Origin of the sequence: Archangium violaceum (assembly GCF_016859125.1) — a bacterium.
Lineage (GTDB): Bacteria > Myxococcota > Myxococcia > Myxococcales > Myxococcaceae > Archangium > Archangium violaceum_A.
The window spans coordinates 8332592-8347491 of sequence record NZ_CP069338.1 but is presented as its reverse complement, the minus strand read 5'-3'; the positions used below and the strand labels follow the sequence as shown (position 1 = coordinate 8347491).

At 70.4% G+C, this 14900-nt stretch carries 8 protein-coding genes and 1 pseudogene; all 9 read right to left on the bottom strand.

Features of this window, described 5'->3' with window-relative positions:
- Positions 1–24: 24 nt before the first annotated feature.
- Positions 25–1321 (bottom strand): annotated as a pseudogene (locus tag JQX13_RS35735) (IS701 family transposase).
- Between the two features lie 555 nt (positions 1322–1876).
- Complete coding sequence (locus JQX13_RS35725) at positions 1877–2512, bottom strand: transposase family protein (protein WP_203403918.1); 636 nt, start codon at positions 2510–2512, stop codon at positions 1877–1879.
- Between the two features lie 608 nt (positions 2513–3120).
- Positions 3121–3321, bottom strand: coding sequence for a hypothetical protein (locus JQX13_RS35720; protein WP_203403917.1), 201 nt, complete (start codon positions 3319–3321; stop codon positions 3121–3123).
- A 159-nt stretch (positions 3322–3480) separates the two neighbouring features.
- Entirely contained in the window at positions 3481–4587 is a 1107-nt protein-coding gene (locus tag JQX13_RS35715) for an NAD(P)/FAD-dependent oxidoreductase (protein WP_203403916.1), read from the bottom strand.
- Positions 4588–4590: 3 nt separating this feature from the next.
- On the bottom strand, positions 4591–6882 hold the full coding sequence (locus JQX13_RS35710; RefSeq protein ID WP_203403915.1) for a lantibiotic dehydratase: 2292 nt from the start codon (positions 6880–6882) through the stop codon (positions 4591–4593).
- Complete coding sequence (locus JQX13_RS35705; protein WP_203403914.1) at positions 6879–8387, bottom strand: hypothetical protein; 1509 nt, start codon at positions 8385–8387, stop codon at positions 6879–6881. Before JQX13_RS35705 ends, JQX13_RS35710 begins: the two co-directional genes overlap by 4 nt.
- Entirely contained in the window at positions 8384–10696 is a 2313-nt protein-coding gene (locus tag JQX13_RS35700) for a lantibiotic dehydratase (RefSeq protein ID WP_203403913.1), read from the bottom strand. Before JQX13_RS35700 ends, JQX13_RS35705 begins: the two co-directional genes overlap by 4 nt.
- A 46-nt stretch (positions 10697–10742) precedes the next feature.
- Positions 10743–14042, bottom strand: coding sequence for a serine/threonine protein kinase (locus JQX13_RS35695; RefSeq protein ID WP_203403912.1), 3300 nt, complete (start codon positions 14040–14042; stop codon positions 10743–10745).
- Positions 14039–14899: a hypothetical protein gene (locus JQX13_RS35690; RefSeq protein WP_203403911.1), complete on the bottom strand. Its 861-nt coding sequence runs from the start codon at positions 14897–14899 to the stop codon at positions 14039–14041. Before JQX13_RS35690 ends, JQX13_RS35695 begins: the two co-directional genes overlap by 4 nt.
- Position 14900: the final 1 nt, after the last annotated feature.

Sequence of the window (14900 nt, the reverse complement as noted above, 5' to 3'; positions counted from 1 at the left end):
GCAGCAGACGGATGAAGAGCCGTCTCACCTCCTGGATGCTGAAGAGGACGAGTTGGACGCCGAGGCTGGAGAGCGAAGGCCGCGCCGGTGCAGAAAGAGATGCATGCTGCTCTTCTTGCACGGCGGGCCCAGGACTTTTGGGAGGAGGGACTCCGGAGAAGCGCGTTTGCGGCCTGCCGTCTCCCGCACAGTCCCTGCCCGCGCGGGAATCTGGTGTGCTGGAGCAGGAGACTGCTCCCGCGTGTCAGCCGTAGCTGTCTCCGGGTGGCCGGAGCCAGAGTTCGCCGGCTCCTGAATTCGCATCGCATTGAGCTCCAGACGCGCCGTCGTGAGAAAGGAGTGCGCCACCAGGCACAACGTCATGTGGCGGTACCACCCCGTCCACGAGCGCACTTCATATTCATCCAGCCCTACCTCCTGCTTGGCGGATTCAAAGCAGGACTCCACGGGCCAGCGGCCTCCCGCCGCCTCCACCATGGCCTCCAGCGAGGTATTCGCGGGCGCGTGCACCAGGAAAAAGTCGTAGTTGCTCAGGGTGAGTGTTTCAAGGGTTTTGTCCACATCTCGCCGCACCAGCAGCCAGCGGCTGAGGCTCTCCACGTCCGGATTGAGCCGCACCCGAGCCCAATCCGACTCGCGAGGACCCTTGGCGCCGTCGCCCGCGGACAGTCGCTGGAAGTCCTCCGGGTGCACCTCCTCGAGGAGTATCTGGGCGGGAGTCATCTTGCGCAGTCCTCGCTCAACCGGAGTGTTCGAGGCGACTGTCAAGACATAGCGTTGGCGACGTTGCTCCAGAAAAGCGCGCAACTTGCCATCCCGGCCATACACTTCATCCCCAAGCACCCAACGCGGCGTGTACCCCGCTTCAAAGGCCCGCTTGCGCCAGTTGCGGTTTGGTGGCGAACTCCACCTCATCCGCAATGCCCGCCCGGCGGCAGCGCTCCCTGTCAGAAGTCCACTCCTCGGGCAGGTACAGCTCCCGGTCGAGGAGGGTATGCCCCTGGGCGGTGGCATAGACGAGGAAGACACCCATCTGGCAGTTGGCGATGCCGCCGGCCGTGCCGGTGTACTGGTGCGCGACACCGGCGGACATGTCCCCCTTCTTGAGGAAGCCCGTCTCATCCAGGATGAGGTCCCCCTTGGGGCCCAGCTTGCGCAAGACATCGGCTTGCATGGAGTCGCGCACTTCGTCCGGCTCCCATCTGGCGCGCCCCAACAGGTACCGGAAGGCGTACGGAGTGGGACGGCCAGCCTCCTCGCTCAACCCCCAGGAGTTCTTGTGCTCCACGCGCGCCAGCAGGGCTCGCAGGAAATCCTCCACGTTTCGCCGTGTCTCGGGACGGCGAAAGTGCGGATTGAGCTACTCCACTACTGTTGCCGCGCACGCTTGTTGATGGAGATTTGGACCGGCTGGTTGATGGGCATCAGCGGGGATGAGCGGGCCTGGAGCAGGCTGGCTGATGGGCATCAGCGAGGATGAGCGGGCTTGGAGCAGGCCCGGTGATGGAGCCCTCATCTTCCATGCGCGCGGGGAGGGCACTGCCGATGAGGGGCCATGGCTGGGAGTCCAACTGGTGCGCTGCTTCTGGAGTTGGACTCGCACCGGATTGGGATTGACGGCGTCGACGTGCCGTTGAGGCCGAGGGCCCCGGCCGGTGCCCTCAGGCACTCCCGCCAGCCAGGGAGCGGGCAGCAGCCATGGCTCGCGGAGCACCAGTCAGACTCCATGTGCTGCCTCCGGTGAGGCCCTGTCGGCCCCGGGGCCGACAGGGCCTGGGCGCAGGACATACCTCCAGCGTGCCCGGCCGGGAGCGGACCAGGAAGGGGACTTGTCGGGTGGGTGAAGCTGTCGGGCCCTGGGCTTGAGGTCTGTCCCTCACTGAGCGCGCACGGCGCCCAGGAATGCCTGCACACTCAGCGGCGGGGAGGGAGCGGCGGGCGGGGCGTAGCCGGCCACGACACTGGCGACGTGGGCAGCGGCCTTGCGCGGGAGCCAGTGCGGCGGCCAGGGGCGCAGGGCGTGCACTTGTGGGAGCATCTGCCCCTGGTGCACGGCGCGCAGCCAGCGCCGCGGCGTGCGCCAGCGTCCGGCCTCACTGGCGCCTGTGTGTGTCCAGGGGTTGACCAGACGGCGCACGGCCGTAAGCCCCATCCCCACCAACCCCCACAGCGCCAGGGCCCACGCTATCGCCGCCACCGAGTACAGCCGCCGCCACGCCACCTCCCAGGGGGCCACCGTGCACGTGCCACCGCACGCCTGGCAGCGGTAGCGCCGCACCTGCACCACCCGCACCCGCGCCTGCTGCCCGGGTTGCGCAGGGCCTCGCACCTGACGGCTGCGCGTGCCATGCCCCTGCAACACCGTGCCGACTCCCACCGGCCGACTGGCCGCTCCACACCTCGGGCATTGCCCCGGCCTTGCCGCTTCCACGCTCGGCGGGGCCTTCGCCCACCCGTCCACTCCCACCCGACTGCGCACCAGTTGCTGACGGCCTGCTGTCCGCTTCTCCATCGCCTCTCGCGGAGCCCGGGGCCCTGGCCTGTACCTGCCCCTGTTTCTCTTCCCCGCCCTCGCCGGGACGTCGGGGACGGCTTCATGCCGTTTCAGCTCCGCCCTCCTCGGCTCCCCCTACTTCGGCCGTCAGGCGATTACCCGAACCCGCTGGGTGATGGGGCGCACCACGACCCGGGCCCCCTTTCCATCATCCAGTCGGTCCGATTCCGGGCCGCTCTCCCTCATCTACGCTGCGCGGTAACAACTACTCGCTTCAACGCCTCGGAGAGTTTCGCAACGAGGGTTGCCTCCGTGCCGGTGGGGACGACACGGGTGGACTCCGCCGTGATGGACTTGGACATGCGTTCCCCCTTGGACTCGACTTCTTCCATGGGATGGAACCACATGACCTCCGCCGTCACGTCCATCCCCTCGAATTGTTCGCCCCCATGGCTGCCTCCCTGCCAGGTGGTTACAGCGGCGTGACGTGGGAAGTCACCCTCGCCCTCTGCTGTTTCCAGGGGAAAGCAAGCACAGGGACAGGACGACGATGCCCCTGCGGACGAGCAATTTGAGGAAGGTTGATCTCCGTTTGTTTTTGAATCTACAACTGTAAGGTTATGGTATCACAGGTGAAAGCCTTCGATGGTCCGGAGCGAGTATCCGAGCCGCGCGGCTGTTTCGCTCTCCTCGGTCAATGCGGCGGTAAGGATGTCGCGGATGGCGGCATTGACTCTTAGGCGGCTGTTGTCCGCTCCCGCAGCGAAACCGAGACGGGTGGCGTCGAGGGTGCAGATGTTGTTCGCCTCGAAGGTCGGCGAGGTCACCTGACCGAAAAGAGCATCTCATTCATCGGGCGCAGGCCCTGTCAGGGGTGCGACACCATAGTCCTGCTGAAGCTTTTCGACTGTTGTGATCGTGTATTGAGGAACCGGCTGAGACCTAGACGGTGCTGCCATCACAATCCCCCCAAAAGCGCAATGAACCTACGAACGCTCCGGAACTGTCGCGAGTACGCGCTCCGGCGCGAAAGCGGCGGCAATCTCGCTGCGCCCGTGCTCGATGAGCTCGGCCACGGCACGGCCCGTCAGTGCGCTCGTGAGGATGCCCTGCCCCGCATGCCCGCTGGCGATCAGCACCGCCTTCGTCCCCGGGTAGCGGCCAATGAGCGGCTTGCCCCCCGGCGTCACTGAACGCAGTCCCGCCCACGCCTTCCCGAAGCGGGCCTCGCGCAGTCTCGGCGCCAGCTTCGCCACCGTGGCTCCCAGGTGCATCAGGCCCGTCGGCGTCACGTGGCACGCGAAGCCAACGTCCTCCTCCGTCGCCCCCACGACGCTCTCCCCCATGCGCCAGGGCGCCAGGTACGTGGGCCCCGACACCACCCGCGTGAGCCGCACCTCCGGGTGGAAGATTGTCAGCATCTGCCCTCGCAGGGGCTTCACCGGCAATGGCGGCAGCCCGGCGATTCCTCCGGACCACGCCCCCGCGCACACCACCAGCGTCCCGGCTCGGAGCGTCTCGTGCTCCGTCCGTACCTCCACTCCGCCCTCCACCTCGGATACCGCTCGCGCTCCCTCGCCCAGGCGCACCCGCACACCCCTCCGGTGCAGGTCGTGCAACAGCGCGTTCAGGTAGGCCTCCGTGTCCACCATGAAGCCCTGCTCGGTCAGGAAGGCCCCGAGGATGGGCGTGCCCTCCAGCGCGGGCTCCAGTTCCACCACGCGCGCCGCGTCCGTCCAGGCTCCCAGCCACTCGGGGTGATTCGCCGCCTTCTGTCCGAGCGCGTCCCGGCCCTTCGCGTCCATCGCCACCCGGAGCACTCCCTGTCCCCGGCGCAGATGCAGGCCTTCACCCAGTGCGGCCAGCTCCTCGGACAGTGCCCCGTGTGCCGCCCTCGTGAAGGCGAGCATGTCCGGGTCGTCCAGCAGCCGCACCGAGGGAATCGCCACCCCCGCCGCCGCTCGCGAGCCCTGCCCTCCTGGATCCATCGGATCCAACACCGTCACCCGCGCCCCCAGCATCGCCAGCCGGCGTGCCACCGACAGGCCCATCACTCCGGCTCCGAGTACCAGGACGTCCCGGGTCGCGCTCATCGGTCAGCCTCGCTCCTCGCTCCAGCGCACCGCCTGCATTCGCATCTCGCAGGTGTAGCGGCCCCGCTCGTCCTTCAGCCACAGCTGCTCCGGTGCCGGGTACATCTCCTCCACCGAGAGCTGCTCCGCCGCGCGCGACAGGTACAACAGCAACTCCATCGCGAACGGGGAGGCCGTGTCGATCAGGTACGGCTTGCGCTCCGTGGTGCTGCGCACGAATACGAAGCGGGGCCAGCCGCTCGCGTGGCGCTCGCGCTCCACCGCGAGCAGCAGGTCCATCCCGCTCACCTGTGAGAACGAGGTTGTCGGCAACTCCCACCGCTCCCGCTGGTACACCGCGCCTCCGATGCTCAGCCTCGGCAGGTGTCGGCCCTCGGTTCGCAGCTTCGCGTGCAGAACCTGCGGATGCGCCAGCGCCGCGAACGGCGGGTACGTGTTGAAGTCGTCCAGCGGCATGTACAGCGAGAGCCGCTGTCCCTCCCCATTCATCAGCACCGGCCCCTCGGGCGTCGGCAACACCTTCACGTCGTGTGGCTTCAGGGCGTCCTGCTCCACGTCCAGGACGTCCGACACCGAGTACACCAGCCGCCGCCCCGGAAAGACGTAGAAGCCCTTGTTGCGCCGACGGATGGCAAGCCCCACCAGCCCCTTCGCCGCCGGCTCGCGCTGGAGCCACTGACCCGCCACCGACTCGTAGCGCGCACGGTCCGGGTAGAAGGCGCTCAGCCAACTCCACAGCATCAGGTGGTGGTGCACGCGGGCGAGCAGCACCTCATAGCCGCCTCCGGTCGCCGCGAGACACACGTCCGGCAGCGCATAGCGGCCTCCCGGCCTGGAGGTGCCCAGGAAGTCCTCCGGCAGCGTCCGGGCTCGCGACATGTCCTCATCGAGCTGGATGGGGGGCACCGGCGCGAAGCGGCTCCCCGATACCTGGTCCGGCCGCAGCCGCACCGCGTACTCCAGGAAGTCCAGCGGGCGCTCCTCGGGGCCCAGCGCGTCCCGCACCTGCTCACGGTAGCTGCGCTGCACGCTGTCCCCGTACGCCGCCGAGAGTTCCAGCCCTCCGGACAGCTTCGCCGCCACCTCCTCGCTGAAACGCCGGCCCAGCTTCAGCCGAAAGGGCGAGGACGCCTCCTCGTAGAGGATGAGCCGATCCGAGTACACCTGCCCTTCGCCTCGCCTCGCGGGCTTGCCCGTGTACTCGGTGAAGCGCGACTCCAACGTCTGGAGCAGTTCCCGGCGACGGGCCAGCCCGGCTTCCTCGAACGCGGCGCGCAGGCGCTCCAGCTCGTCCAGCCGCGACAGCCAGCGCTCCCGGGCCTCCGAGTCGGGCAGCGCCGCCACGGCCTCACGCAGGCTCGCGAAGGCACCGAAGTCGTTGGGGACGAAGGGCAGCCCCAGCAGCACCACCGCTGACTTCACCAGCGGCACCACGAGCCGCTCCACCGACTCCACTGGAAGGCCCAGTGCGCGCGAGGCCGCGTCCAGCGTCGGAGCCGTGGGCAGTACCGCGAGCAGCCGCTCCGCCTCCGGCGACAGCGCAACCTCCAGCCTCAACGGCGCGCAGCTCGCCCGGCCCGCCTCCACCTTGAAGATCGGATTGGGACGCAGCGGCAGGTACGGGCGCACCCCGCGCTCCCGAGCCACGGCCCGCGCCAGCTCGGTGATGGCCCAGAAGGTGAGGAAGGTGCGCCGCCGCGTATTCCCACTCGGCACCACGCGCACGTCCGAGCCGTCGTCCCCATCACACTCGCCATAGGAGATGGGACCGAAGAAGCTCGTCGTCTCGTTCTTCGCGCAGAAACGCTGGAGGTACGTGTAGACCTGCCGCTCCACCCGGCGCGCATCCGAGTTATCCGGCTTCGGCTCCCCCTCCAGGTAACGCGACCAGACGTTCTCGTACATGGCCGGGTTGGAGAAGAAGACCGCCTCCTGGATGGAGGAATCCGCCGCCCGCTCGCGCAGGCGCCTTCGCAGCTCCTGTCGCTCCTCCGCGTACCGGGCCGACAACGTCTCCCGCCGCGCACGGTAGCGCTCCAGCGCCTGTGCACACCCGGGCCCGTACTTCGGCTTCAGCGAGGGCTCCTTGCCCCGCTCCAGTGCCTCACGTGCCGTCCGCGCCGCGTCCTCGCCCGCGGAGGTGCGCACGGCATCCACCAGCGCCCGCTCGTCCTCGAGCAACACCGCCACCTCGGAGCGCAACTCCTCCGAGAACCCCAGGCCCTCCAGCCAGTCGAAAGGGAAACCCGCGTGACGGAGTACGAAGACCTCGCCCAGCGTCCAGCGCTCGCTCATGCGTGTACCCTCTCGAGGACCGCCCTCCCCACCAGCGCCGCATCCACCTTGCCGCGCTGTACCTCCGGCAGTGTCGCGAAGAGCTCGCCCACCGTCACCGGATGCTCCGCCCCCGCCACCATCGGCGCGAGCCTCGCGTCCATGGCCAGCACCCCACCCGTACGCAGGTTCGCCGCGTACCAGGAAGGTTTCACCACGCCGTCCAGCGTCGCCGGCAATTGCACCAGCGCGCAGTCTCCATCCAAGCGCACCCGGTCGCCTCCAGGCGCCCCAGGGCTCGGTGGATGGATGGAGGCCCAGGCCACCCGGCCCGGGCTGAGCGGCGCGCGTTGCAGCAGCCTCCCCGCCAACGAGGTGAGCAACTCCGGCAGGCGGGCGTGAGGCACCGTCCCCTGCGCCTCGAAGGGCACCGTGCGCGCCAGATCCCGATCCTCGGGCGGCGCGAGGAAGCGCACCGGCACGCCCGCGAAGTCCTCGCCAGGGCGCCCGCGCGTCCAGTGGAACGGCCTCACTCCCGAGACCCAATCGAACACGGGACGCTGCCCGAGCAGCGCGAAGGTCCGCTCGTGCGCGGCCTCGTCCACACCGGGAGCCCCCACCCACCACTCCGCCACCACTCGAGCTCCACCGGAGCGCAGACGTTCCACCGAAGCGACCAGCGACTCCAGCGGCACACGCACGCCATCACTGCCCACGACACCGCCCTCGTCCATCGAGCAGAAGCCCACCACCGCCGTGCGACAGCCGCTCGTCACGAGGGATTCCGGGTCGAGCAACGCCCCCTGCGGCACATGGCCCGCCCAGGGCCCTCCGTCCACCGGTGGACGCACGTTCTCGGGGACCCAGGTGAGCGGCTCTGGATCCGCCGCGTCCAGCGCCGCCACCCTCCAACGCAGAGGCGCCACGTCCTCGGGAAACGAGGCCCGCTGAAAGATAGGGAGCGCCGCCAACACCGCGCGATGCATCGCCGCGAAGGGGCCCGCCACCTCCAGCGGAACCGACGCCGGACACGCCGCCGCCAGCGCCACTGCCGCGGGGAGTTGCAGATCCCTCTCCAACCACAGCCGCACCCGCTCCGCGCCCGGCAAGTGCTCCACCGTACGGGACAGGTCCTCGTCGTAGAGCGCGGGCCGCTGGACAATCCGCAGCACGTCGGCCGAGCGCTCGGTGGTGCCACCCTCCAACTCGATATCGTCCAGCCGCAGGCGCACGCCCGACGGTGGACCGGAGAGCGCCGTCAGCACCGCGCCCAGGGCTCGCAGGGGCCGCAGTGGATCCGCCCTCCCCCGCTTCCCCAACACGAGCGCGGCGCGCAGCAGCAACAACTCCCGCATCGTCTCGGGCGTGGCGGGCCCGCGCTCCCGCGTCTCCACCGCTCGCGCCAGGGTCTCCGGTGCCATCACGCGCTGACAGAAGGCTCGCGCTACGTCGAGCACCCGCCAGCCCTCGGGCGCATCCGGCACACACGTCACGTCACGATGCGGAAGCAGGACGAGCAGCCTCATTCCCGAGACTCCGTGCCCCACAGGAAGCAGCAACGCAGCTCCGCCGTGTGCCGCCCGTCCTTCGCGCCCAGCCACAGTTGCTCGGGCGAGGGCCGCATCTCCGACAGCACCACCTCGCCCTTCTGCTCGAGCAGGTTGACGAAGACGCGCAGCAGCGCCGGGCTCCGCACGTCGATGAGCACCGGCTTGCGCTCGCCAGGGAACTTCGCGAACACGTGGTCCGGCAGTCCCCTGCGCGCCCAGATGGCCACCGCCATCCGGAGCCGGGCCCGGTCATCCTTGCATGCGAGGAGCGCCTCCCCGTCCGAGTCCTCCAGCGTCCACTGCTCGCGCTGAAGCACCGCGCCACCGAGCACCAACCGGGGCGTGTGCGCCCCCAGCGAGACTCGCAGGGGCCGGACGCGTGGCAGGGCGAAGGCCGTCTGCACCAGGCTCTCCATTTCGCCGTTGTAGAGACACACCTCCGAGCCCAGCCGCGTGGACATCAGCCGAGCCGTGCGCCCGTCGCTCTCCACCTGGAGGTCATCGAAAGGCAACCGCCACGCCGAGGGCCGGGCACTCACTCCGCCCAGCTCGACGACGGGCCCGGGGAACTCGGAGGGCAGCAGGCCGGTGCGCCGCGAGGCCAGCACGGTGATGAAGGGCATCGGCCGCCGCAGCGCCCCGAGCGCCCGCACCATCTCACTCTCCACCCGCCCGCGCGCCTCGTGGAATTGCAGTGCCCAGCCCCACACCAGGGCCGTGTCATGCACGTCCCCCACCACCAGCTCGTAGTCGCCGCGACTCCAGGCCTCCACGTCCGAGGCGCCCACGAGCAGATCAATCGAGGTGACGATCGGCAGCTCCACGTCCGCGCGAGGCGTGGGGAGCACCGCCGGATCCAACTCCACGCGGGAGGCCGCCGGGTCGGAGATGGCCGCCGCGAGCGCCGTGGCCACGGACGTGTCATAGGGCAGCGGCTTCTCACCGTACGCCGCGACCACCTTCCAGAACGGCACCGTCCGAGCGCCCACCAGGGCCGCCACGGCCGACCGGGCCGCCTCGCGCGTGCGCAGCGCCGCCTCGCCCATCAACCCGAGCGCCGGTTCCAGCCGCCGCGCCAGCTCCCGAGCGCGCTCACCGCCCAGCGAGAGGCGCAGGTCTCCGCCGCACTCCTCCCGCATCGGGAGACGGTCCTGGTAGAAGTTGTGGCCCTCGGCGGACGTCGAGGTGGGAGCCTGTGGCGCCACGCTCCAGCACTCCCGGGCGCGCTTCGCCATCTCCTCGTTGAGCGCCATCTTGGCCGCAGCGTCCGCCGCGCCATAGCGAGCCATCAACCCCAGCAACCCCTCCAGCGCGCGCAGGTGCCCACGCGCCGCGGTGCCGGGGAGACCAGCGAGCCGCTCGGCCAGGTCCTCCAGCGGGTGGTGCGACGCCGCGGGCACCTCGAGCTGATGGGTGAACAGATTCCGCCGCAGGCCGAAGCCCACGGTCTCGAGCAGCAGCGGCCACTCCACCCCGAGCGCCTCGCGAAGGGCCGACAAGGGTCGCGTCCCATCCACGGCCTCCACCAGCCTCGGGAGCAATTCCTCCACGCTCGCGGGACGGGGCGCCGCTCCCTTGCTCGGGGGCAGAGAGGCAAAGGACTTGAGGCGCAGGACGAGACAAGGCGCCACCTCTGGATCGGCGGCGATGGCGCGCACCAGACCCAGCACCAACCACGAGGCGGCGAAGGTGTTTCGCCCCACGAGCGACTCCGGGCCGGACCAGCGCACCGTGACTCCCGTGGGGGCGTCGGGCTCCACCCGGCCGTAGTTGATGGGGCCGAAGAAGCTCATCGTCTCGTTCTTCGCGCACAGGCGCTGCAGGTAGCTGGCCACCTGCCGCTTCAGCCGGGCCCCGTCCCGGCCAGCGATCAAATCCCTCGCCACCGGAGGGCTGGAGCTGGCCACCGCCTCCAGGAAGCGGGGCTCCGTGCGCAGCGCCGCGAGCGCCTCCTCCACCCGGGCCGACTCGCGGGTGAAGGCCGACTCGAAGGCGGAAGCAGCCTCCTGCGCGGCCCGGGCGTGGACGTTGTAGCCGGCGAAGAACCCGGGGGACTCCAGGCCCTCCACCTCCACCGGGCGCCCCGCCTTCAACGCCGCCAGGACGGCGGGCGGAGGCCGGTGCAGACGCGGACCGCTCGCCTTCAGCGCCTCCAGAGCACGCTGCTCGGCCCACAGCGTCCGGGCGCTCGCCGCCGCCTCGGGACAGCGCAGGCTCTCCAGCCGCTCGAAGGGAAACCCCGTGGTGCGGACGACGAGGTGGGGAAAGAGAGTCCAGCCCTTCATGGGTGACGCACCAGCCCTTCGGGCCTCTGGAGAGCGAGGGCTCTCCCTAGTTCTTCGGCAGCGGGACGACCTGCACCTCCTGCCCCGGCACCGCCATCACCCACCGCGACCACACCGGCTGATTGGGGCAGGTGACGATCACCTCGATCTCCTTGCCGGCCTCGATCGGCATCGACACCGGCGTCGCACCGGGCGCCATCTCCTCGCCCACCTTGACGAAGCAACCCGGCTGCCCGCCGACGCTCAACGTGCCCTTGCTGCCCGGCTCCGGCCTGGCCTCGGGCAGGGTGCGCACGTCGATGAGGTCCTTGCGCACCGCGATTCCGAAGCGGCGCAACTGACCGTTCTTCGCGGTCGAGACGACGTTCTGATTGACGCCGGCCAGATCGAGGCTGCCAGGGTCATCCACCCGGAGGCCCGCGGCGTAGAGCTGCTCGCCCGGCTCACGGTTGATCACCTCGACACCGCCGCCCGAGAGCATCTTGGGAACCACCACGCCGGCCCCACCCACGACCACGAGCCCGACGGCGCCCAGGATGATCCACTTGAGCGGCGAGGATTTGGGAGCGGGGGGCTGCGCCGCGGGAGCCGGAGTCCTGGGAGGCGCACCCACGGGAGGAGCGCCAGGCGAGACCTGGGTCGCAGTGCGGCCGGACACCGGGACGGCGGGCTGCAGCGCGGGCCCGGACGGACGAGGAGGCGCCACGGGCGCGGAGGCCAGGGACGGCCTGGGCGGTACCGCGGGTACGGACAGGGACGGACGCGCCGGCATGGACGCGGGCACGGAGGCCATGCCCGGCGAGGACAGAGCCGCCGGACGCGACGCCACGGTCGGCGGCGGAGGTGGCGGCACGGGAGGCGCCACGGCCGGCACGGAGCGCGAGGGCACGGCCGGCATGGAGCGCGAGGGCGCGGCCGGCACCGCGGGCTCATGAGCCGAGACGTTCAGTGTGGGAGGCTCGGGAGGCAGGGCATTGGGAGCGATGAGGCCCTGCTGCGCCGACCGGTAGACCTCGGTGCGCTCGTCCGCGCCAGCAGCGCCGGGAGGAGGCGGTGGTGGACGCGGTGCCGCCACCGCCTGGGGCTGCGGCATTGCGCCAGGCTGTCCGGTACCGGCGCCAGGCCGGGGACTCGAGCCCGCCGCGGGCTCGCCCGTCCCGCCCGGGGCGACGAGGGGGCGAGGCGGACTGCCCGAGCCCGTGCTCTGCTGTCCTCCCACGCTCGGGAACGAGCCCGTGAACGGACCATTCTGGGTGGGTCCGAACTCCGCGAGCCGCTCGCCCAGCGTGGCCTTGAAGAACTGGGCCACCGCCGCTGGCGACGAATTGAGGCGGTGGTGGGCCATCACCGCTTCGATCTCCTCGCGCATGGCCGCGGCGGACGGCGTGCGGCGCGCCGGATCCTTCACCAGGGCGCGCAGGATGAGATCCGACACGTCCTGGGGGATGTTCGGCTTGAGCTGCGACGGCACGGGCGCCGGCTCGCGCACGATGGCGCTGAGCGTGGCCGCGTCGTGGTCGCGCTTGAAGGGCAGCTGGCCGGTGAGCAGCTCGAAGAGCACCACGCCCAGGGCGAACACGTCGTTGCGCGCGTCCAGGGGGCGGCCCGCGGCGGCCTCGGGGGAGATATAGGAAATCTTCCCCTTCAGCACGCCCGCCTGGGTGTTCTCCTCGCCCTGCACCTTGGCGATGCCGAAATCGCTCAGCTTGATGGCGCCATCGAGCGAGATGAGGACGTTGTGGGGGCTCACGTCGCGGTGCACCACCGGGTGGGGCACGCCAGCGGGGTCCACGTAGCTGTGCGCGTAGTGCAGGCCCGCGGCCGTCTCGGCGACGATGCGCAGCGCGTGCTCGATGGGCAGGGCCAGGCCCTTGCGCCGCAGCTCGTTCATCAGCTTCTTGAGATCCGGGCCGCGCACGTACTCCATGAGGATGTACGCCACGCCGTCGTTCATGCCCACGTCGAAGGTCTGCACGACGTTGGGGTGCGTGAGGCGCGCGTTGGCCCGCGCCTCCGCGAAGAGCATGTCGACGAACTCCCCGTTCTCCGCGAACTGCGGGAGGATCTTCTTCATCACCACGAACTTCTCGAACCCCTTCACGCCCACCTGCTTGGCGAGGAACACCTCGGCCATACCGCCCTGGCCCAGCCGGCGGATGATCTGCAGCTTGGTGGCACTGATGGAGTTGCTGATGTCCGTGCTGCCGCCCTTGACGTTCGGATCCACGTTGGTGGAGCCGAAGAGGTACTGGCTGAGGGCCCGCGGCTCGAGCGCCTCGAGGTCCTCCAGTGGCTGCTCCACCAGCGACGAGCGGCTGAGAAGCGGCACCAGCTGGGGAATGGAGGGAAGCCGCGCGGTCCCGCCGCAGATGGGGCACTCGCGCTCGGGGCTGGCGTTGGCGCGCAGCTTGGCCAGGTACTCGGAGGCCAGGGCGCGCTGGTGGTGCTCGTGGCCGCAGTTGCGGCACTCACACGGCAGCCACAGCGTGCCGATCCGCGCGGTGAGCTGTTTGGTGAAGCGCGCCAGCGCGCTGAGCACCGGCGGGGGCACCCGGCACAGCACCACCTTGGCGCCCTGCGCCGCCGTGCTGAGCACCTGCTCCAGCTTGGGGACGGCCTCGGGCTCCACCTTGGTGACGTGCGAGAAGTCGAAGGCGACGCGCCCCTCCAGGCCCGAGGCCAGCCGGCGCACGTTCAGGTCCCCCTTCAACTCGCTGGCGAGGGTGATGTACGTGATGTCGTCCTGGACGATCTTCAGGTGCGCGGTGAGCGAGCTGGGCGCGCTGGGCGTGGTGGCGCGCAGGTAGCGCATCACCACCGGATCCACCGTGCCGAACTGCTGGCGCCGGGCGTAGTCGAAGAACTCGCTCGGCAGATCCGCGAACTCCAGCTTGCCGGCGCACACCGGGCAGGAGTGCTCGGGGGCGCGGCCCTCGGCGATGATGGGCGCATCCGCCTGCAAATCCACCAGTCGCAGCCGATCCTCGCCGCAGGCGCGGCACGTGTAGGGCGCCAGCACCGACAGCACCCGCATCACGCCGGCGAAGCCCTCCACCATGTTGAGCTGGTCCACCATCACCGGTGGCGCGTTGACCACGTAGAGCGCGATGCCTCCAGGAGGCAGCTTGCTGGCGAACTCGATCCACCGCCGCACGCCGAAGGAGCTGATGCGCTCCACCTGGCCGAGATCGACGATGATGAGCCCACCGAGGTCCGGCGAGGACGACGTCAGCGGGAACGTCTCATCGATGACGCCAGCGATGCGGACGTGGTTGATGGTACCCACGCGCACGCGGCTGATAGTGGCATTGGAACCCTGCTGCGTCTCCACCGTCCCGCTCCTCATTCCGGCTTGAAGTACAGCAACGACTTGGGGAGCGCGGCGCGGCGGCGCGCCTCCCCGAGCCCGACAACGCCCAGCATCCGCGTCTCCTTCCCTGGCACGACGCGCACCGCGATGAGATCGCACGCGTCCAGGATGCGCCGCATCCCCAACCCCGCCCCACCACCCGAGGCGTTCACCTGCAGACGCCCACCCAGCGAGGCCACGGCTCGCGCGATGGGCCCGGGCGTCAACCGTCCGAAGAGATCCACCGCCTCCAGGTAGAGGCCGCCCTCGCCCACCGCGAACGCCACCTGGCAGACGTGCTCCGGCGCCACGGCCCGCACCGAGTCGCGCCGGTGGGCATAGAGCGGCGTGCCGTTCGCATCCACCGGAGCGTCCAGCAGCGCGTTGGCCGCCAGCTCGTGCATCACCTCGGCCGCGAGGTGGGCCGCGCTCCGGCTGCCCTGGGAGGACTCCACCCGCGCGGCGGCCTCGGACGAGGCCCTCTGGATGTCCACCACCTGCTCCAACCACAGCTTCGCCACGGCCGCCCCGAGAGGCAGCATCGACTCGCCCCGCATGAGCGCGGCCAGCACCCGCACCTCCCACGCGGACGGGAGGCCCCCCGGCTCGCGCGTGGCCAGCAGCAGCGCCGCCGGGTCTTTCTCCAGCAGCGCCGCGTGGGACGGCCCCAGACGACCGTCGAAGAGGACCAGCTCGCGCACCGGCTCCCGCGGCACGCCCGCCCGCCCCGTCACCAACGGCAGGCCCCCGCGCACGAGCGTGGGCGCGGCCTGCTCCAGCGAGGCGGGAGCCAGCGAGGGATCCGCGATGAGGTGGAGGCCGGTGGCGGCCCCCGGGCGATGGGCGACTCTCACG